Here is an 18790-nt window from a genome sequence, read left to right as displayed (position 1 = left end):
CACCGGTTTTCACGGCGATACAACACGCATGAAACAACCCTGCATTAACGGCTCGGCGCGTCATAAACCTGAGTGGTTTACTGGGAAACCCTAAAGACTGCGGGGTTAATGCCGTTATGCCTTGCATAGCTGTAAGGACCGCACGAACGCATGTTCGCACCTGCAAGGAAAACCATGCGCAACAACCAGCCTGTCACCGGGCACGAGTACGAATTCCCTGCGTCACAGATGCTGGTTTCCGCGACCGACCTGACCGGCCGCATCCAGTATTGCAACCCGGCCTTCATCGCCGTCTCGGGCTACACGCGCGACGAGTTGATCGGCCAGCCGCACAACCTGATCCGTCATCCGGACATGCCGCGTGAAGCCTTCGCCGACATGTGGACGACGATCCGCGACGGTCGCCCGTGGACCGCGCTCGTCAAGAACCGCCGCAAGAACGGTGACCATTACTGGGTGCATGCGAACGTCACGCCGGTCGTCGACAAAGGCGCGGTGGTCGGCTATCTGAGCGTGCGTGTGAAGCCGGAACGCGACGCGGTGCGCGCTGCCCTTGCGTTGTACGCGCGGATCCGCACCGGCGAATCGCGAGCGTTCAAGCTTCATCGCGGCGTGGTGGTACGCACCGGCATGCTCGGCCGTTTGCAATCGCTAATGCGCCTGCCGGTCGCAACGCGTGCGGCGATCGGCTATGCGATCACGCCGTTGGCTTTGTTGCTCACCGGCCTCGCCGCATGGGACGGCACACCGCCCGCGCCGTTCTGGATTGCGTTCGGCGTCACTACTGCATTCAGCCTCGTCTCCTGGCGGGTGCTCGCGCGGCAACTCGCCGAACCGATTCGCGACATGTCCGGCTTCGCGACCCGCCTCGCCGCGGGCGATCTGACCGCCGATCTGATGATCGCGCGTCACGACGATCTCGGCGATGTGTTGCAAGCGTTGAATCAACTGAAAGCGAATCTGGCGGCGATCGTCTACGACGTGCGTGCGCAGATCACCGGCATGCTCGACAACGCGCGCGAAATCTCCCGCGGCAATGTCGATCTCGCGCGCCGCACCGAATTGCAGGCGGCGTCGCTCGAAGAAACCGCCGCCACAATGGAAGAATTGACGACCACCGTGCAGGCCAACGCCGATGCCAGCGTGCGCGCGCTCGATCTGGCGAAAGACGCGCAAGCGGCGGCGGCCGTCGGCGGCAAGATCGCGGGTCAGGTCGAGCAGACCATGGCCGGCATCACGGCGGCATCGAAGCGCATTGCGGACATCACCGGTGTAATCGACGGCATCGCCTTCCAGACCAACATCCTGGCGCTGAATGCCGCCGTCGAAGCGGCGCGCGCGGGCGAAGCGGGCCGCTCGTTCGCGGTCGTCGCAGGCGAAGTGCGGATGCTGGCGCAACGTTGCGCGGCGTCGTCGAAAGAAATCAAATCGGTGGTCGAAGCAAGTGCAACCGAAGTGGCGCTCGGCACCGAACTGGTTGCACGCACGACCTCACAGATGCGCGTAATCGATGAAGCGGTGAGCCGCGTGTCGTCGATCATCGTCGAAGTGGCGAATGCAAGCAGCGAGCAGGCTGATGGGATTCGCCAGGTCAATCAGGCGGTTTCGCATCTCGACGGCGCCACCCAGCAGAACGCCGCGCTGGTCGAGCAGGCGGCAGCCACGGCGCAACGTCTCGCGGAACAGGCCGATGTGCTCGACGAAGCGGTGCGCCTTTTCACCGTCCCCGATACAACGCCCGCGCCGCGTTCAGCGCAGCCGCTGCGGCAGATACCCACGCACCAGATAGCGCTGCATCCGGCGCGCGACGCCGCGCACGGAATCGCGCATGAGGTCGAGCAGGAAGAATCGACATTGATCTGATAGATCGGCGTTACTCCCACCTCGACAGCCTGGAATTGGCGCATCAGGATGGAAGCGTCAGCGCTCAATTGGTTGTAAGGGCAGGCTGACCCAAGTAACAACGGCGTTTAGCAGCCCGTCCCTTCAAGGACGGGCTATTTTTTTCCAGTTGTTTCTCTCGGTGCGCCCAGTCCTAACCGACGCGCGCGTCAACACCGTGACAGTAGGGGAGAAGGACTGCACCGCCACGGGGCACGAAAAATGCAGCCGTCGTTGCGGGGAGTCGCGTTAAACTGGTTGTCACAGTCGGGCGCCATGGCGCGCGCTGCCCGGTGGGCCTTGCCAGCTATTGGCCAATACAGCGCGGCGCGGCGCCCCGGCAAGCAGATAGGACGGGCAGATTCCCCGGGTGTGAGCGCGGCACGACAGACGGCGCGCGAACCTGGCAGTACGCCCGTACAATGGTTCGATCAACAACGGAACAAGGACAACCTCGATGCGCACTACCGGGTCCTCCGGGTCAATGGCCCTGCTCACCGAATACGACGACGCAACGGCGCGCGAACTCCGCTCGCTGCGCCTCGAATCGACAGAAGACGGCAAAGGCATTCTTCTGATCGAGGTCGATGAGCGCAAGCCAGGCATTCACCGCGAAGTGCGCTACGAAATCACGCCGGCCGAACTGATTGCGACGATTCGCGCGCATGGCGCGGAGTTGCCGGGCGAACAGCACAATCACCGTCAGTAAAGCCGCAGCGCACGGTATTGCGTTCAAGCGCGAATACCGTGCGCCGCTTCTGCACCGTCAGCTCTGGTTTGCGTACCGCAGGGAGTTTTACGGCATCCGTAGGGCGCTATTCGCCACTCGCTTGCCGCGAACGCTTCAATCAATTTCGCTTTATTTCATTCGCGCTTCTAATCCGCGCTTTTAATCCGCCAGGCATGCCGCGGCCGCGCTTTTAACACGCGAATAACGGGCCGCTTTTCCGGACATTTGCACGTCTTGAAAATGCGTCCATAATCCTTACATCCTCCGTTGCTTTCCCTACCTGCTCCGCACCCGAAAGGGCTGCGGATGTAAGCCGATGCTACATGATCTCGTCGAGCAATATGGACCGGCGCTCGTTTTCGCGAACGTGCTGGCCGCCTCGCTCGGGCTGCCGGTGCCGGCGATGCCGTCGCTCGTGCTGTTTGGGGCGATGGCGGCCATGCATCCCGGGTCAGTGGGCACGCAACTGATGCCGGTCCTTGTGTTGTCGATCTTCGCCACGCTGATCGGCGACAGCGCCTGGTATCTCGCCGGCCGTCTGTACGGCGGCAATACGCTGAAAACGATCTGCCGTCTTTCGCTCTCACGCGACACCTGTGTAAAAAAGACCGAACGCTTTTTCGGCCGCTGGGGCGTGCGCGTGCTGGCGGTGGCGAAGTTCGTGCCGGGCCTGTCGATCGTCTCGATTCCAATGGCAGGCGCAATGGGCACGCGCTACCGCACGTTCCTCACTTACGACGGCGTCGGCGCCGCTTTGTGGTCGGGTACCGGTTTGATCATCGGCGCCCTCTTCGCCCGGCAAATCGACATGCTGTTCGCCATGGCCGGACGCCTCGGGCGCGCGGCCGCGCTGGTGGTCATCGCGTTGCTGCTCCTGTATGCAGCCTATCGCTGGATTCGCCGGCGCCAGCTGATTGCCAAGCTGGCGACCCAGCGGATCGAAGTCGAAGAACTGGCGGCGCTGGTGGCGGCCGGCAAAACGCCGGTCCTGTTCGATATCCGCTCGCAGGAAAAGCGCGCGCTCGACCCGTTCGTGATTCCGGGCTCGCAATTCGCCGACGAACGGCAACTCGACGAGATCGTCGCAACGTACCCGCACGATCAGAAGGTGGTGATTTACTGTTCATGCCCGAATGAAATATCCGCGGCATGGATGGCCAAGCAGATGAACGAAGCCGGCTTCGCCGACGTGCTGCCATTGCGCGGCGGCATGGAAGCCTGGCGCGACTCGGGCAAGACGGTGGACGCGCTGCCCGGCATGCCGCCGCCCGACGTGGCGGTCGACGATATCGCGCCGAAGGCCGTGTAGCGCTGCAGCGCATTCATATCGGCGCCCTCGCGCGCCCGCGCCGCTTCGCCCCCCGTGTCGATCAATCAGGATGAACACAGAAGGAGCGGTTCAATGCTGTCGACTCAAGAAACAGAAGGGCAACAAACTATCGTCGCCGACGCGCCGTTTTCGTCGCTCGCGACGCGCATGCATCAGATGTTCCCCGAACTCACGTGTGCAGAGATCGATCGTCTGCGCCGGTTCGGCGAAGTGGGCCACTGGGAAGCCGGGGAACTGCTGTTCGAGACCGGCCACACCGGCCCGGGTATGTTCGTGATGTTGAATGGGCGCGTGAAGGTTTATCAACGCGATGGCATCGGGCGCGAAGTTTTGATTGCGGAGCATGGCGCCAAGCACTTTCTCGCCGAAGTCGGCCAGTTGTCCGGGCGGCCCGCGCTGGTCAACGGCATGGCCCTTAGCCCGGTCGACGCATTGCTGATTCCGCCGGCCAAGCTGCGCGCGCTGATCGTCGCCGAGGCCGAACTGGGCGAACGCATCATGCGTGCGCTGATCCTGCGGCGCGTGGCGCTGATCGAAAAGGGCGCGGGTGGCCCGATTCTGATCGGCAACAGCAGCGACGCCAGGCTCGTGATGTTGCAAGGCTTCCTGTCGCGCAACGGTCATCCTCACTCGGTCATCGACGAACGCGACGAAGACGCGTTGCGTCTGATCGAGCAATTCGCCGCGCAGAAAGAAGACATGCCGCTGGTGATCTGCCCGGACGGCTCGGTGCTGCGTCATCCGAGCATGCCGGAACTCGCCACCTGTCTCGGCTTGCTGCCCGATCTCGATGATTCGCATGTGTACGACGTCGCGATCGTCGGTGCGGGGCCGGCCGGCCTCGCTACCGCCGTGTACGCGGCGTCCGAAGGCCTCTCGGTCATCGTGCTCGACAGCCGCGCGCCGGGCGGCCAGGCGGGCGCCAGTGCGCGGATCGAAAACTATCTCGGCTTTCCGACCGGCATCTCGGGTCAGGCGCTGGCGGGCCGCGCGTTCGTGCAGGCGCAGAAATTCGGCGCACACGTCGCGATTCCGGTCCACGTCAAGGCACTGCATTGCGCGGAGTCGCCGTATCGGCTGGAGCTCAAGTGCGGCGGCAAGATCACCTCCCGCGCGATTGTGATCGCAAGCGGCGCGGTCTATCGGCGCCCCGCGCTCGAAGGGCTCGACCGCTTCGATGGACGTGGCGTCTATTACTGGGCGTCGCCGGTCGAGGCCAAGCTGTGCAAGCGCCAGGAGATCGTGCTGGTGGGCGGCGGCAATTCGGCGGGCCAGGCGATCGTCTATCTGGCAACGCACGCGGCCAAGGTTCACGTGTTGATCCGCCGAAGCGGCTTTGAAGCCACCATGTCGCGCTACCTGATCGACCGCATCCGTTCGCTGCCGAATGTGTTCGTGCATCCGCATTCGGAGGTCGGACGGCTCGAGGCGGACGAAATCGGGCTGGCGTCGGTCTCGTTGAAGAAGCCGCTGCCGGACGGCACCCAAAGCTTCGATACGCGACATCTGTTCCTTTTCACCGGCGCGGATCCGAATACCGACTGGCTGCGCACCTGCGGCGTGGAGCTGGACGACAAAGGCTTCGTGCTGACCGGCACCAGCGTGGACGGGGCGGTCTGCGATCTCGCCACGACTGTCGAAGGCGTGTATGCGATCGGCGACGCGCGCGCCGGCTCGACGAAACGCGTCGCGGCGGCGGTCGGGGAAGGTGCGGCGGTGGTCGCGCAGATCCACCAACTGCTGGCAATGTCGGCTGGCGAAGCAGTGGCTTTGGGCGCCTGACGCGGCTGAAACGCCTGAAACGCCCCGCCGGCGCCGGAATGGTGCTGGCGGGTAATCTGCTGTTACACACGCCTTCAACTGGTTGCACCTGTCTTGCTTTCTGTCTCGTAATATTGTCGTCAGCCATTCGACAGCGAATGGCAAGCTCTTTCGACCGCAATTTTGCATGGGACCAGAGTAGCCGCGCCGATGCGAACTCTGGTCGACAGCCTTGCATGGGACCAGAGTAAGCGCTAAAGCGCTAACTCTGGTCGACACAGGAGACCAGCATGATCCAACGCGCGATCGTTTTCGCCGCCTTCGGCCTTGCCGCCGCCTGCGTATCAACCGCCGCCCTGGCCCGGGTGGACGTCGGCGTGTTCGTCAATACACCCGGCCCCATATATGCCCCGCCGCCCGTCATGTACGCGCCGCCACCGGTCGTTTACGCACCGCAACCAGCGTATGGCTATGGCTATCGCGGCGATTACTACCGCGGGTATCGCGGGCACCGTGACCATGGCCGCCACCGCGGCTGGGATCGCCATCATGGGCACGGCCGGTAACGTCGGTTCATGACGTGCGGCGCGCCGGGCTCCGCTTTGGGTAGCGCGTTCTTATGCCATTCCTTTGCGCCTGCACTAGCGTCGTCCCGCAGGCCGATTCGTCTGCCGTATTCACGCTACAGTAGCGACTGCTGATCCAGGCCGGACCTCGCGTCCGCTCCCATCGCAGTCACTCAATGATCAAAGCCCGTGACCGACGCCCGCGTGAAGACCCTTTCGCTATCCGCCGCGCGCACCCTGCATCTGGCCGCGCAAGGTTTGCTGACGCCGCCGCGCCGCAAGGCGGTCAAAGCCGACGTGCTCGACGCGATCCGCCGCATGGCGCAATTGCAGATCGACACGATCCACGTCGTCGCGCGCAGCCCGTATCTCGTGCTGTTCAGCCGGCTCGGCGCGTATCCGCAGCAATGGCTCGATGAGCATCTCGCCGAAGGCAAGCTGTTCGAATACTGGTCGCATGAAGCCTGTTTCGTGCCGACCGAAGACTACGGCTTGCTACGCCATCGCATGCTCGACCCGAGCGGCATGGGTTGGAAATACGCGGCCGAATGGCACAAAAAGTATCGCAAGGACATCGACAAACTGCTCGCCCATATCCGTGCGACGGGTCCCGCGCGTTCAGCCGACTTCGCCCGCGAGGCGGGCAAGGGCAATGGCTGGTGGGACTGGAAGCCGGAGAAGCGCCATCTGGAAGTGCTGTTCGCAATCGGAAAATTGATGGTGGCCGAGCGGCGCAATTTTCATCGTGTCTACGATCTGACCGAGCGCGTATTACCGGACTGGGACGACGCGCGTGACCTGCCGCCGCAGGAAACCGTCACCGAGGAAGCGTTGCGCCGTACCTGCCGTGCGCTCGGCGTCGTGCGCGCCGATTGGGTCGCCGATTACTACCGGCTGCCGCGCCGCCCCTATCGCGACGAACTGCATGCGCTCGCCGATCGGGGTGAGCTGATCCCGGTGCAAGTGGAAGGCTGGAAGCAGGACACTTTTGTTCATCATGAATTCGCGCCGATGATCGACGACGCGGCAACCGGCAAGCTCGCCTCAACCGTCACCACGGTGCTGTCGCCATTCGATCCGGTGGTGTGGGACCGCAAGCGCGCCGCCGCGCTCTTCGACTTCGACTATGCGATCGAATGCTATACCCCCGCGGCGAAGCGCAAATACGGCTACTTCGTGTTGCCGCTTTTGAGCCGGGGGCGCCTGGTGGGTCGCGTGGATGCGAAAGCGCATCGGACCAACGGCGTATTCGAACTGAAATCGCTGCACATCGAACCCGGCGTGCGACTCAGTGCAAGGCTTGCGGGCGATCTGCGCCGCGCATTGCAGCGCTGTGCGGACTGGCACGGCACACCGCAACTGGACATCACGTCCGCGCCGCCGGAATGGCTTGAGGCGATGAGCGCGGACAACCGTCTGGAAGCGTGACCATGCGGCACAAGACGCGTTCTTAGTGCAACGCGGCCCACGCGAGCGACAAGGAAACACGCCCAGCACAATCGACGCGCCGCGCTGCATCTTCACCGGATTCAGCCAGGTGAGCTTGCCGCTGCCAAGCGCCGCGCCGAAGGCGATCCACGCAAGCGCAATCGGCACCAGCAGGCAGGCGAATATCAGCATCGCCATCGCATAGGCGGGCACATGCGTGAACGCGATGGAAGGAAAGATCGTACCGGCGAACAACAGGCCTTTCGGGTTGAGCAGCGTCGCCACGAATAGCGTACGCATGCCGCTCGCCCGCTGCGTCGAATCGGGCAGGGCCACCGCCGCACGCCCTGACGCAAACCAGCAGCCGCAAGCAGCGTATTGGTCGGACCCGGCGTAATCAGCACCACGATGATGCCGACAGCCAGCAACGCAATGGCAGACGAGGAAAGCATAAAAAAGGCGCAATGATGGAAACAATGCGCCTTTTTATCACAGAGAACCGCGCCGCCGAAATGCGGCGGCGATTACGATGCGAACCAGGCCGCTCGCAGGCGGCGCACCCCCGCCTTCAGTGGTCGAGTCTCGCGCGCAATTCGCGAGCGGCTTCCAGCAAACCCTCATAACCCGAACGTGCGTGCTCAGGCAGATCGGGATCGCCGACGAACGCACCGAGGGTTTCGATCAGACTATACAGAATGCCCTTGGCGGCACCTGAAGCAATGCTGCCGGACGAGACCTGCTGATCCACGTGACTAAGCGCTGCATCGAGGTGTTCCAGGTCGGGCCGGTCGCCCGTGGGCGGCTTAGGCGTTACGTCTTGCGTCATAATAAAACTTCTCTCCCATGCAAAGCGGTCGATCCGGAGTTAGCGCTTTAGCACTTACTCCGGTCCATGCACCGGTGAACAAAGCCACCCTTTCACGTTGTTATATACCGATCGTGCGCTGGCGTCTATTCGTGATCGAACTCAGCGCGATCCACGTGATCCCCGTTAAGGCGTCTATCGATACATCAGGATTTTCGCGCGCGCCTCGAAGCGCATAAACACACGCGGCAGTACGCCGTTATTTACTTTTAAGCCTCACGCGATAAGCACATCGTCGCGCGCCGGCGAGCACATGCTCCTCACGCTCAATCGATCCTTCCTCGCCGACAATCTCCGCGAACAGTTGCAACTCCGTGCGGCAAAAACCCTGACAGGTTCGCGCCGCCGCGCAGATCGGACAGTGGTTCTCGAGCAGCAGCCAGTCGCGCCCGTCTTTCTGCAACTCGGCCATATAGCCTTCGGTGCTGCGCAGTTCCACGAGCCTGGCGAGCCGTGCCTTGAGCCCCTTGATCGGCTTGAGCACCGCGAGATAGTTCGCGCGCGTTTCTATCGCACGCTGATCGATCAATTTGTCGAGCCCCTCTTCGCCGAATAGATGGCGGATCGAGCCGAGCAATTGCACGGTCAATTGCGGATGCATATCTGGAAAGCGCGCGTTGCCCGCTTCTGTCAAACCCCAGCTTTGACTCGGCCGCCCCGGCCCCGCCTGCGATGCCTGGCGCCCTTCGATCAAGCCGCCTGTCAGCAGCTTCTGGATCTGCTGCCGCGCGGCTTCGACCGTGATGCCGAGTTCTCCCGCAATCGACGCCGTCGATAAAAGCCCCTGTGTCTTCAACAGATTCAGGATGCGATCCACCGGAGCAGCAGTCGACGCGGCTCGCGCGATCACCGGCGAATTTTCCAAGCTTTCATTTGCATATCTCATCGGAGCACATTATTATCCAAGCCAATACTTGCATAATAAGCCAGCCTCGCACGGCTGTCCATGACATGAAAAATCTGCAATCAGATGTGCCGGCCTGGAGCGATCTGCTCAGCGGCAGCAACGGCTGGCGAGCCTTGGGCCTCGCAGGCGGGGTCGCGCTGCATGCCACCAACGTGTATGTGGCGACGACGATCCTGCCGTCGGTCGTGCATGACATTGGCGGGCTCGAACTGTACGCGTGGAACACCACGCTGTTCGTGGTCGCATCGATTCTCGGCTCGGTGCTGTCGGTGCGCCTGCTCGCGATGCTCGGCGCGCGCTCCGCGTACTTCAGCGCGCTGGCGGTGTTCGCGTTGGGCACCGTGGTGTGCGCGACCGCACCGTCGATGCTATGGATGCTCGCCGGCCGCACGCTGCAAGGTTTCGGCGGCGGTATTCTGCTCGCCCTCAGTTACGCGCTGATTCGCGTGGTGTTCGAGGAGCGCCTGTGGCCACGCGCAATGGGGCTGGTATCGGGCATGTGGGGCGTTGCGACGTTATGCGGCCCAGCGGTCGGCGGCATCTTCGCGCAGCTCGGTGACTGGCGGCTGGCGTTCTGGGTGTTGCTGCCGGTCGTGCTGCTGCTCGCCGTGATCGTGCATCGCGAGGTCGATGACAAACGCGCCCACGGTGAAGCGGCTCAACCGATTCCGTTGCTCAAGGTCAGCTTGCTCGGCGCCTCGGTCCTGGTGATCTCGCTCGCTGCATTAACCGACGACATGCGCTGGAACGCGCTCGGCGTCATCGCCGGCCTCGGCTTCGTATGGCTGCTCGCAAGACTCGAACGCAGCGACCCTCGCACACGCTTGTTGCCGAGCGGGTCGTTCTCGATTCGCACGCGGATCGGCAGCATCTACGCCTGCATGAGTCTGCTCGGTATCGGCGTGACCAGTGAAATCTTCGTGCCGTATTTCTTGCAGACGATCCACGGACGTTCGCCGCTGGCCGCCGGCTATCTGACCGCATTGATGGCAGCCGGCTGGTCGGTCGGCTCGATGTTCAGCGCCGGCCGCTCCGCAGCCGCCGCGCAGCGCTTGAGCCGCGCCGGGCCAGTGATCGCGGCAGTCGGACTCGCCGCGCTCGCATGGTTGATGCCGATAGCAGGTCTGTTCGACGGCTTGCCGGGCACGGTCGCCTTGTGCGCGGCGCTCGCGAGCGTTGGACTGGGCGTCGGGATCGGTTGGCCGCATCTGCTCACGCGTGTGTTTACCGCCGCGCGGCCGGGCGAAGAAAACCTCGCGTCACTCTCGATCACCACCATTCAACTGTTCGCGATGGCGTTCGGCTCGGCGCTCGCGGGCCTCATCGCAAACGGTGCCGGTCTTACGACTCTCGCCCCGCTGCCAGGCGCGCAACACACCGCGCTCTGGCTATTCGCGACGTTCGCGCTCGCGCCCCTGTTCGCTGCCGGGCTGACCCGCCACACGCCGCGTCTCACTGGAGAAGCATTGTGATAGACCGAGTACAAGCCATGCGGATCTTTGTGCGGATCGTCGATGCCAGCAGTTTCACGCGCGCCGCCGAGTCGCTCGACATTCCACGCGCCACCGCGACGACCACCGTGCAGGCGCTCGAATCCCTGCTCGGCGTGCAGTTGCTGGTGCGTACAACACGCAAGGTCACGTTGACCGCGGAAGGCGCCGCCTACTACGAACGCTGCGCGCAGATTCTCGCCGCAATCGAAGAAGTCGAGTCGGGTCTCTTCAACAGCCCGGAAAATCTGCGCGGCCGCTTGCGCGTGGCGATGCCGGGCATGATCGCCGCATCGATCGTGGTGCCCGCCCTGGCCTCGTTTCGTGCGCTGCATCCGCATGTCGAGCTGGCGCTCGGCGTGAGTCATCGCACGCTCGATCTGGTCGGCGAGAGCGTGGATTGCAGCATCGAATTGGGCGAGTTGCCCGACTCCCGGCTGCTGGTACGCCGCCTCGGACTACTCGAACGCGTCACCTGTGCGAGCCCCGCGTATCTCGCGCGATTCGGCGAGCCGCGTCACCTGGACGATCTCTCGAATCACGTCGCGGTGAACTGGCTGTCGACGCAAACCGGCCGGCGCGTGGACTTCGACTTCAACGTGGCAGCGCGGGCAAGCAAGGTCAAAGTGGACAGCTTCATTCAGGTGAACGACGAACACACGTACCTCGCGTGCGGGCTCGAAGGGCTGGGGATGATTCAGCCTGGGCGCGCCGCCGCTGCGCCGTACCTTGCATCCGGACAGTTGGTCGAAGTCCTGCCGAAGTGCAAGCCGACACCCATCGCCATCTCCGTGACGTATGTGAAAAGCCGGCAGATTTCGCCGCGCGTGCGAGCCTTTGTCGACTGGCTTGCCGAGGTGTTCGAAAACACTCCCGGAATGGTTAAGGCAGCGCCACGGCTGGCTGATCCACCGCCGTGGCCGGTGCTCGATGCGCAGCGGATACACGAAGCCGATACGAAATCGCACTAGGCGCACCGGCGTGCAAATACGCGTCGATTTGCACTTATGCGCTTCAACGCGCCTGCGCGAATTCCTCCGCTACCGCAGCAATCAGCACCTGCATCCGCGCGGTCTTGTACAGATCGGCGTGCGCGACTACCCAGACATCGAATGGCTCCGCTCGATGCGGCATCACGCGCACCAGTACCGGTTCGTAATCGGCGCGAAAACACGGCAGCTCGGCGACACCGAAGCCGGCAAGGGCCGCCTCGAACAACATCGCCGTGGATTGCGTCTGGAACACGAGACGCCCACGCGAAGTCGGCTCGCCACACAAAGCCGCCCACATCGACGGCGAGACCGGCTGTTGATACATCACCAGATCGTGACCGTCGAATGCCTCACCTTCGCGCGGCTCGCCGCGTGCGGCAACATATTCGCGCGACGCGTAAATGCCGACCTCGAGTTGCGCGAGCTTGCGTGCGATCAGGTCCGGCGCATCGGGCCGCAGCGTGCGGATCGCCACATCGGCTTCGCGCCGCGTCAGATTGGTGATCTGCGCGGACGTCACGCAGACGATTTCGATGCCCGGATGCGCACGCCGTACTTGGGCAATCGCCGGCACCACGAAGCGTTTGCCGAGCGAATCGGTGGTGGCGACACGAATCGTGCCGGCCAGTTGATCGTCGAGTCCGGCAATCCGCCGTTCGATCGACAAGGCCGCCTGCTCCATCGTCTCGGCCGCCCCGAGTAGTGCTTCGCCGGCCGGCGTCAGCACGAACAAGGCGGGGGTGCGCAGAAACAGCGTCGTCGAAAGCGTTGCTTCGAGCGCAGCGATCCGCCGGCCGACCGTCGCCTGATCGACATCGAGTTGCGCCGCCGCGCCGCGCAACGTCCCCGTGCGCGCCACGGCGAGAAAAAATCGTGCGTTGTCCCAGTTGATCATTGGCTGCGTTATCCCTGATGCATTTTTGCATCATACACATGCAAATTCACTGCTTTATTGCATTCGCGGATGTGACTAGACTTCGTCGATCGACCCAATGCAGATTTAGTCCTAGGAACGTGCGATGACCGAATGCACCGCTGAACAACCGCTGGCCACCGCGCTTGCCGACACGGCGCGGCAGGCCAAACGTCCGCGCCTGACGTTGGCGTTGGTGGCGAGCGGTATGTTCATGGCCGTGCTCGACACCACCATCGTCAACGTCGCCCTGCCGGCAATGCACACCAGCCTGGGGGCGTCCGTGGGCGGTCTCGCATGGATCGTCGACGCATACACGCTGAGCTTCGCCGCGCTGATCCTCGCGGGCGGCGTCGCGTCCGACCGGTTCGGCGCGAAGGCGGTGTATCTGTGGGGACTTGCGTTGTTCGTCGTCGCTTCTGCGGCTTGCGGGTGGGCGCCGAACGTCGGCGCACTGGTGGTCGCGCGCTTCGTGCAGGGCAGCGGCGCGGCGCTGTTTCTGCCGGCGTCGCTGGCCATCGTGCGCAGCACGTTCGACGACCCTGTCGAGCGCGGCCGCGCCATCGCGGCATGGGCCGGGATCGCCTCCGTGGCAGCGGCAATCGGGCCGGTACTGGGCGGCCTTCTCGTCCAAGGCTTCGGCTGGCGCAGTGCATTTCTGATCAACGTGCCGACCGGGCTGCTTGCGTTCGCGGGCGCATGGGTCGTCGTGCGCCATTCGACGCGCAGCGTCGGGCGCCGTTTCGACTGGGGTGGGCAGTTGGCGAGCATCGTCGCACTCGGGGCGCTCTGTTATGCGGCGATCGAATTGCCGTCGCGCGGAATCGCTGCCCGCGAGGTGTGGGGCGCGGCACTGCTCGCCGTGCTGGCGACGCTGACGCTCGTCGCCGTCGAGCGCCGCGCACACCATCCGATGGTGCCGGTCGAGTGGTTCAACAACCGCATGTTCGTGACGATGAATGCGATGGGTACGCTCGTCTATGTCGGTTACTTCGGATTGCTGTTTGAGTTGAGCCTGTATCTGCACGGCGAGTTCGGTTTCAACGCGCGGCAGATCGGTCTGACGCTGTTGCCGCTCGCCGGCAGCCTGTCGCTCGGCAACGTGCTGGCCGGCAAGTTGCATGGCCGCTTCACGGCGACGCAGTTCATGACAACGGGACTCGCGCTGGCCGCGCTTGCGGTACCGGCGATGGCAATGAGTCTGGAATGGCGCGCGCCGTGGGTCGTCACGTATGCGGCGATGGTGATGTTCGGCGGCGGTACGGCGTTGTCGGTGCCGCCAATGATCTCGACCGTGCTGGAACAGGTGCCCGGCGAGTTGGCGGGTGTCGCCTCGGGCGTGCTGAATGCGTTGCGGCAGGCGGGTGGCCTCGTCGGCGTCGCGATGGCGGGTGCGGCGACGATTCTGGCGCCGCATGTGTCGACAGCGTTGTGGTGCGTTGCTGGAATGGGGTTGGTGACGTATGCGAGCGCCGCGGTTCTGGCTGCGTTCGCGGCCTTCGCGCCAGCATGGAGCGAAGGCCGGCGCGCGGCTTGAGTTATCCCTGGTCTGGCGCGGCCGGATGCGGCCGTGGTCGTAGCTTGCGCCACACGCCGGCCGGTCAACCAGCGGCCGTTCCGGGCCTCAGGTGTGTGCTGAGACGGCAGCTTGAGCAGCAGCCGCTTCCGCCGCAGCCACGGCGGGCGACACGATCGCCGCCTGACCGGTCTGCCGGCGCGAACGGCCCGAGCTCAGATAGTCGGCGATCGAATCCTGCGTGACTTCGCCGATGTAACGGCCGTCGCCATCCAGCACCGGCATCCATGACGAGTTGAACTGATACATCTTCGACAGCACGATGCGCAGATGCTCGTCGGCGCTCACCGTTGCCTTGAACTCGCTCAGATGCTCGCCGCACACGCCCTGTCCCGCACGCGCCGCACGGCGCGTCACATAACCGAGCGCCTGCTGGTTATCGTCAACGATGGTCAGGTAGCGGCTATCGCTGTCGTCCATCATCTGGAACGCGCGCGTGACGGGCGTATCAGCGCGTGCGGTTTCCGGCTGCGTCGCGGCGTCACCGGCCTTGACCAGTAGCAGACGCTTCAACGTGCTGTCCTGACCGACGAACGCACCGACGAACTCATCGCGCGGATGCGCCAGCAGCGTGTCCGGGTGATCATATTGCACCAGTTGCCCGCGGCGGAACACGGCAACGCGATCGCCGAGCTTGATCGCTTCGTCAATGTCGTGGCTCACCATGATCACCGTCTTGTTCAACTGACGCTGCATCTGGAAGAACTCGTTCTGGATCGACTCGCGATTGATCGGGTCGACCGCGCCGAACGGCTCGTCCATCAGCAGCACCGGTGGATCGGCAGCCAATGCGCGAATCACGCCGATCCGCTGCTGCTGGCCGCCCGACAACTCGCGCGGATAGCGCTTCAGATACTGCTTCGGATCGAGCGCGACCATCGACATCAATTCCGTCGCACGTTCGCGGCAGCGCTTCTTGTCCCAGCCCAGCAAACGCGGTACGACCGTGATGTTTTCTTCGATCGTCATGTTTGGGAACAGGCCGATCTGCTGGATCACGTAGCCGATGTGACGGCGCAGTTCCACTTCGTTCAGGCCCGAGGTGTCCTCGCCGTTGATCAGCACGCGGCCCGAGGTCGGCGCGATCAGACGGTTGATCATCTTCAGCGTGGTGGTCTTGCCACAGCCTGAGGGTCCGAGAAACACGCAGATTTCTCCTTCGCCGACAGTGAGGCTCACCGAGTCGACGGCGCGTACCTGCTGGCCGTCTTTCTGCGTAAACGTCTTGGTCAGTTTGTCGAGTTCGATCATGTCTTTTGTACTCCCTTCGGTGTCAGCAAGCGTTGCAACGCTTGTAGCAGCAAGTCGGCGACGATCGCGAGCACGCTCACCAGCACGGCGCCCACCAGTAGTTTCATCATGTTGCTCTGGCCGATCGCACGGATGATCAGCGTGCCGAGACCGCCTGCGCCGATCACCGCGGCAATCGTCATCACGCCGATGTTCATCACCACAGCCGTGCGCACGCCGCCGAGAATCACCGGTACCGCGAGCGGCAAATCGACAAGACGCAGCCGTTGCCAGTCCGTCATGCCGATGCCGATACCGGCTTCCTTGATGCCGGCGTCCACGTTGCGCAGCGCAAGGTAGGTGTTGCGCATGATCGGCAGCAGCGAATACAGAAACACGGCAGTAATCGCCGGCACTGCGCCGATGCCCTGGCCGAAGCGCGAGAACACCGGGATCATCAAGCCGAATAGCGCGATCGACGGCAGAGTCAGCACGACGGTCGCAACGCTCAGTAACGGCGCGGCAAGCCACTCATGGCGATTGATCAGGATACCCAGGGGTACGCCAACGATAATCGCGCAGCCCACCGCGATCCCCACCAGCCACACGTGTTGCGCGGTCAGTTGCAGCAGTTCCGGCCAGTTGGCCGATAGATAGTCGAATACAGTCATATAAAGGTCTCCGCTCAGGGCAGCTTGTGCGTGCGCAGGAAGTCCGCCGCGACTTCACGCACCGGCTTGCCGTCGATGTCGACCTGCTTGTTCATCTCGAGCATCGCGTCGTTGTTCAGCGCGTCGGATAGCGCGTTCAACTGCGTGGCGAGTTGCGGGTTCTGGTCGAGGATCGGTTTGCGCACCACCGGCGTGGCGTTATACGCGGGAAAATAGTGGCGGTCGTCTTCGAGCGGCACGATGTTGAAGCCCTTCACGCGGCCGTCCGTCGTGTAGATCAGACCGATCGGCACCTGGTTGTTATGCAACGCCGTGTAAACGAGGCCAGGGTCCATCTGACGCGTTTCCGCACGGCTGAACTGCATGCCGTAGGCGGCTTCGAGCGGTTTCAACCCGTCCGGGCGATTGGCGAACTCCGCATCCATTGCGAACACGTGCTTCTTGTTCGGCTCGGCGGCGAGCTTCGCGGCGAGTTGCGAGATCGTGCGGATGCCCGTTTGCTGCGCCAGCTGCTGCGGTAAACCGAGCGCGTACGTGTTGTTCAGCGGCGAGCAGTCGAGCCAGACGAGACCACGTTTTGCGTCGAGCGCTTTTACGCGCTCATACATCGTCTTCGGGTCGAGCTTCTCGGTGATCTTGTTGTAGACGATCGCGGCCGTGCCGGTGTATTCCCACACCACATCGACCTGGCCGTTCTCCTGCGCACTGCGCAGCAGCGTGCTGCCGAGACCCGTGCGGGCGTCGATCGTGTAGCCCTTCGAGCGCAGGTACTGCGAGGTGATCTCGGTCAGAACATACTGCTCGGTGAAGTTTTTGCCACCGAGCACCAAAGTCGCCGCGCCTGCGTGGAGACTCGAGAAGAGCAGCGCGCCGGCTGCGATCCAGCGGCTGCGTTTGAACAGATTCATCATGCCGTCACCCCGCGTCGTGCAAGCAGGTAGCGGCTGCCGGCCGAGACGATGCCGTCGAGCACCAGCGCGAGAATCGCAGTGGCCGCGGCGCCAAGCAAGAGCTGCTGCTGATTGTCCAGATAGATGCCCGGGAAGATCAACGTGCCGAGGCTGTCCGCGCCGATCAGATACGCGAGCGGTGCGCTGCCCACGTTGATCGCGAGCGCCGTACGCACGCCGCCGATGATGATCGGCATCGCGTTGGGCAACTCCACGCGCACAAGCGATTGCCAGCCAGTCATGCCGAGACCGCGGGCCGCTTCACGCAAGGCGGGCGATACGTTCTTCATGCCTTCGTAAGTGTTACGCGTGATCGGCAGCAAGGATGCGAGGAACAGTGCGACCAGCGCCGGAATATCACCGATACCGAAGATGCCGAGCGCGATCGCCAGCACGGCCAACGATGGAATCGTGTTGCCGATGTTGAAGATTTGCATGAAGCGTTCGGCATGACGCGCGAACGACGGGCGGCTGAGCAGCACGCCGCAGGGGATGCCGACAAGCAGTGCGAGGGCCATCGAGTAGCCGACCAGCAGCAGGTGCCGTTTCGTGTAGTAGACGAGATCGGGCGCGTACTGGTGCAGTGCGCTGGGGTCGATCGCACGGCACAGCAACGCGACGACAATGCCGATGGCGACAAGACTGCCGATCAGTCTGGCAGGACGTTGAATCATGAAGATGCGCCTCCTTGTTCGAGCGACGCGCGGAAATAGCCACGCCGCACAGGCGTCGTGATGACGCTGCGAATGGGAAGTTCGGGACGCGGCTAGTGCCGCGAATTGAACCGAGTGGTGCCGAGGGGTTTGTTTTTCCTCGGCGCGAGGGTGGTGTTTGCGTCTGCCCTCGGTGGCTTGCCAGTTAGTAAAGACTGGCGCCAGATCCATCGATGATGTGGATAGCTACGCTAGGTAGCTTGTCCGTTTTAAGGGGCTTGGGGCCCCTTGAGGTGCCGGTTTTTTACCTGCGATGGGTTGGATGCGGTTTGCTGCTAATTTGCATTCAACCCCTTCTAACTTGGCCTATGTAGCTGATATTTCACGGTTAGGATGCTGGGATTATACGGGCGTTGGGTGGGTTCGTCTACCCATGTGGTTAATCCATAGCCGTTTTGGCTTGCTGTTTGGGTGCCTGCGGCGGGGGCTTTGCTTGTTTTGTCTCTTGTTTTGTCTGTAGTTTTGTTTGCCTGCTCGGCGCGTCTTGTCTGTGCTTTTATGGCGTTGGCCTTTTCTTGATTTCTTAGTGGTCTATTAGCGTTCGCCCCTGTGCGGGGCAGGCACTGACTTCTCTTTGCCGCCGCAAAGAGAAGTAAGCAAGAGAAAGCGGCTCACACCGCTAATTCTTAAGCGGGTCCCCCGCGCAGCCACGGTAGTGGTGCATCTGGAATCTGTGTTCTCGCACATTCTGCCTCGGTGACAAGGCCGTCATACATCCGGCGGCGCTGCGCGCGCCGACGCGTGGTTCATAAAATCATATGGGTGCTTCTTTGCCCCGGGGTGTCCC

At 63.1% G+C, this 18790-nt stretch carries 16 protein-coding genes and 1 pseudogene; 9 read left to right on the top strand and 8 right to left on the bottom strand.

Annotation, left to right across the window (positions count from 1 at the left end; all coding sequences use genetic code 11):
* Positions 1 to 174: 174 nt before the first annotated feature.
* The 6 genes from ACUN0E_RS06285 to ACUN0E_RS06260 all read left to right on the top strand — a co-directional run bounded on the left by ACUN0E_RS06285 (position 175) and on the right by ACUN0E_RS06260 (position 7696).
* Positions 175 to 1863, top strand: coding sequence for a methyl-accepting chemotaxis protein (locus ACUN0E_RS06285; RefSeq protein ID WP_445565994.1), 1689 nt, complete (start codon positions 175 to 177; stop codon positions 1861 to 1863).
* A gap of 475 nt (positions 1864 to 2338) precedes the next feature.
* Positions 2339 to 2590 (top strand): hypothetical protein, encoded by a 252-nt coding sequence (locus tag ACUN0E_RS06280; protein ID WP_408240099.1) that lies wholly within the window; start codon positions 2339 to 2341, stop codon positions 2588 to 2590.
* A 337-nt stretch (positions 2591 to 2927) separates the two neighbouring features.
* Entirely contained in the window at positions 2928 to 3920 is a 993-nt protein-coding gene (locus ACUN0E_RS06275) for a DedA family protein/thiosulfate sulfurtransferase GlpE (protein WP_445565993.1), read from the top strand.
* Positions 3921 to 4013: 93 nt separating this feature from the next.
* The gene (locus tag ACUN0E_RS06270) at positions 4014 to 5723 is read left to right on the top strand and encodes an FAD-dependent oxidoreductase (protein WP_445565992.1); all 1710 of its coding nucleotides are present in this window, start codon (positions 4014 to 4016) and stop codon (positions 5721 to 5723) included.
* Positions 5724 to 5992: 269 nt separating this feature from the next.
* Positions 5993 to 6268 (top strand): hypothetical protein, encoded by a 276-nt coding sequence (locus ACUN0E_RS06265; RefSeq protein ID WP_408240108.1) that lies wholly within the window; start codon positions 5993 to 5995, stop codon positions 6266 to 6268.
* 204 nt (positions 6269 to 6472) lie between these two features.
* Positions 6473 to 7696, top strand: a complete 1224-nt coding sequence (locus tag ACUN0E_RS06260) for a winged helix-turn-helix domain-containing protein (RefSeq protein WP_408240170.1) — start codon at positions 6473 to 6475, stop codon at positions 7694 to 7696.
* 22 nt (positions 7697 to 7718) lie between these two features.
* Here the strand turns inward: ACUN0E_RS06260 and ACUN0E_RS06255 are convergent.
* The 3 genes and pseudogenes from ACUN0E_RS06255 to ACUN0E_RS06245 all read right to left on the bottom strand — a co-directional run bounded on the left by ACUN0E_RS06255 (position 7719) and on the right by ACUN0E_RS06245 (position 9447).
* Positions 7719 to 8148: pseudogene (locus tag ACUN0E_RS06255) on the bottom strand (LysE family transporter).
* Positions 8149 to 8264: 116 nt separating this feature from the next.
* On the bottom strand, positions 8265 to 8522 hold the full coding sequence (locus ACUN0E_RS06250) for a hypothetical protein (protein ID WP_445565991.1): 258 nt from the start codon (positions 8520 to 8522) through the stop codon (positions 8265 to 8267).
* 238 nt (positions 8523 to 8760) lie between these two features.
* Positions 8761 to 9447: a helix-turn-helix transcriptional regulator gene (locus ACUN0E_RS06245; RefSeq protein ID WP_445565990.1), complete on the bottom strand. Its 687-nt coding sequence runs from the start codon at positions 9445 to 9447 to the stop codon at positions 8761 to 8763.
* Between the two features lie 65 nt (positions 9448 to 9512).
* Between ACUN0E_RS06245 and ACUN0E_RS06240 the strand changes: the two genes are divergently transcribed.
* Together ACUN0E_RS06240 and ACUN0E_RS06235 are read left to right on the top strand one after the other, a co-directional pair.
* The gene (locus ACUN0E_RS06240) at positions 9513 to 10940 is read left to right on the top strand and encodes an MFS transporter (protein WP_445565989.1); all 1428 of its coding nucleotides are present in this window, start codon (positions 9513 to 9515) and stop codon (positions 10938 to 10940) included.
* Complete coding sequence (locus ACUN0E_RS06235) at positions 10937 to 11929, top strand: LysR family transcriptional regulator (RefSeq protein ID WP_445565988.1); 993 nt, start codon at positions 10937 to 10939, stop codon at positions 11927 to 11929. Before ACUN0E_RS06240 ends, ACUN0E_RS06235 begins: the two co-directional genes overlap by 4 nt.
* A gap of 43 nt (positions 11930 to 11972) precedes the next feature.
* Here the strand turns inward: ACUN0E_RS06235 and ACUN0E_RS06230 are convergent, their stop codons facing one another.
* Entirely contained in the window at positions 11973 to 12842 is an 870-nt protein-coding gene (locus tag ACUN0E_RS06230) for a LysR family transcriptional regulator (RefSeq protein WP_445570389.1), read from the bottom strand.
* A gap of 127 nt (positions 12843 to 12969) precedes the next feature.
* Here ACUN0E_RS06230 and ACUN0E_RS06225 point away from each other — a divergent pair, with 127 nt between their 5' ends.
* On the top strand, positions 12970 to 14400 hold the full coding sequence (locus tag ACUN0E_RS06225) for an MFS transporter (RefSeq protein WP_445565987.1): 1431 nt from the start codon (positions 12970 to 12972) through the stop codon (positions 14398 to 14400).
* 87 nt (positions 14401 to 14487) lie between these two features.
* Here ACUN0E_RS06225 and ACUN0E_RS06220 read toward each other — a convergent pair whose 3' ends face one another.
* Genes ACUN0E_RS06220 through ACUN0E_RS06205 form a run of 4 tightly spaced genes read right to left on the bottom strand, consistent with a single transcriptional unit; the run spans position 14488 to position 17964 of the window.
* A complete protein-coding gene (locus tag ACUN0E_RS06220; RefSeq protein WP_408240126.1) occupies positions 14488 to 15690 on the bottom strand; it encodes an osmoprotectant ABC transporter ATP-binding protein OsmV in 1203 nt (400 codons plus the stop codon).
* Positions 15687 to 16340 carry an ABC transporter permease gene (locus ACUN0E_RS06215; protein ID WP_408240129.1) on the bottom strand — a complete coding sequence of 218 codons (654 nt, stop codon included), beginning with the start codon at positions 16338 to 16340 and terminating at the stop codon, positions 15687 to 15689. Before ACUN0E_RS06215 ends, ACUN0E_RS06220 begins: the two co-directional genes overlap by 4 nt.
* Positions 16341 to 16354: 14 nt before the next feature.
* Complete coding sequence (locus ACUN0E_RS06210) at positions 16355 to 17251, bottom strand: glycine betaine ABC transporter substrate-binding protein (protein ID WP_445565986.1); 897 nt, start codon at positions 17249 to 17251, stop codon at positions 16355 to 16357.
* Positions 17248 to 17964: an ABC transporter permease gene (locus ACUN0E_RS06205; RefSeq protein ID WP_408240135.1), complete on the bottom strand. Its 717-nt coding sequence runs from the start codon at positions 17962 to 17964 to the stop codon at positions 17248 to 17250. The genes ACUN0E_RS06210 and ACUN0E_RS06205 overlap by 4 nt, the downstream gene beginning before the upstream one ends.
* Between the last annotated feature and the right edge of the window lie 826 nt (positions 17965 to 18790).

Source organism: Paraburkholderia sp. D1E (assembly GCF_052682275.1).
This window is presented reverse-complemented; position numbering and strand designations above follow the sequence as displayed.

Coding starts and splice junctions, on each gene's coding strand:
- ACUN0E_RS06285 (WP_445565994.1), top strand. CDS start 175: ATGCGCAACAACCAGCCTGTCACCGGGCACGAGTACGAATTCCCTGCG.
- ACUN0E_RS06280 (WP_408240099.1), top strand. CDS start 2,339: ATGCGCACTACCGGGTCCTCCGGGTCAATGGCCCTGCTCACCGAATAC.
- ACUN0E_RS06275 (WP_445565993.1), top strand. CDS start 2,928: ATGCTACATGATCTCGTCGAGCAATATGGACCGGCGCTCGTTTTCGCG.
- ACUN0E_RS06270 (WP_445565992.1), top strand. CDS start 4,014: ATGCTGTCGACTCAAGAAACAGAAGGGCAACAAACTATCGTCGCCGAC.
- ACUN0E_RS06265 (WP_408240108.1), top strand. CDS start 5,993: ATGATCCAACGCGCGATCGTTTTCGCCGCCTTCGGCCTTGCCGCCGCC.
- ACUN0E_RS06250 (WP_445565991.1), bottom strand. CDS start 8,522: ATGACGCAAGACGTAACGCCTAAGCCGCCCACGGGCGACCGGCCCGAC.
- ACUN0E_RS06245 (WP_445565990.1), bottom strand. CDS start 9,447: ATGAGATATGCAAATGAAAGCTTGGAAAATTCGCCGGTGATCGCGCGA.
- ACUN0E_RS06240 (WP_445565989.1), top strand. CDS start 9,513: ATGAAAAATCTGCAATCAGATGTGCCGGCCTGGAGCGATCTGCTCAGC.
- ACUN0E_RS06225 (WP_445565987.1), top strand. CDS start 12,970: ATGACCGAATGCACCGCTGAACAACCGCTGGCCACCGCGCTTGCCGAC.
- ACUN0E_RS06220 (WP_408240126.1), bottom strand. CDS start 15,690: ATGATCGAACTCGACAAACTGACCAAGACGTTTACGCAGAAAGACGGC.
- ACUN0E_RS06215 (WP_408240129.1), bottom strand. CDS start 16,340: ATGACTGTATTCGACTATCTATCGGCCAACTGGCCGGAACTGCTGCAA.
- ACUN0E_RS06210 (WP_445565986.1), bottom strand. CDS start 17,251: ATGATGAATCTGTTCAAACGCAGCCGCTGGATCGCAGCCGGCGCGCTG.
- ACUN0E_RS06205 (WP_408240135.1), bottom strand. CDS start 17,964: ATGATTCAACGTCCTGCCAGACTGATCGGCAGTCTTGTCGCCATCGGC.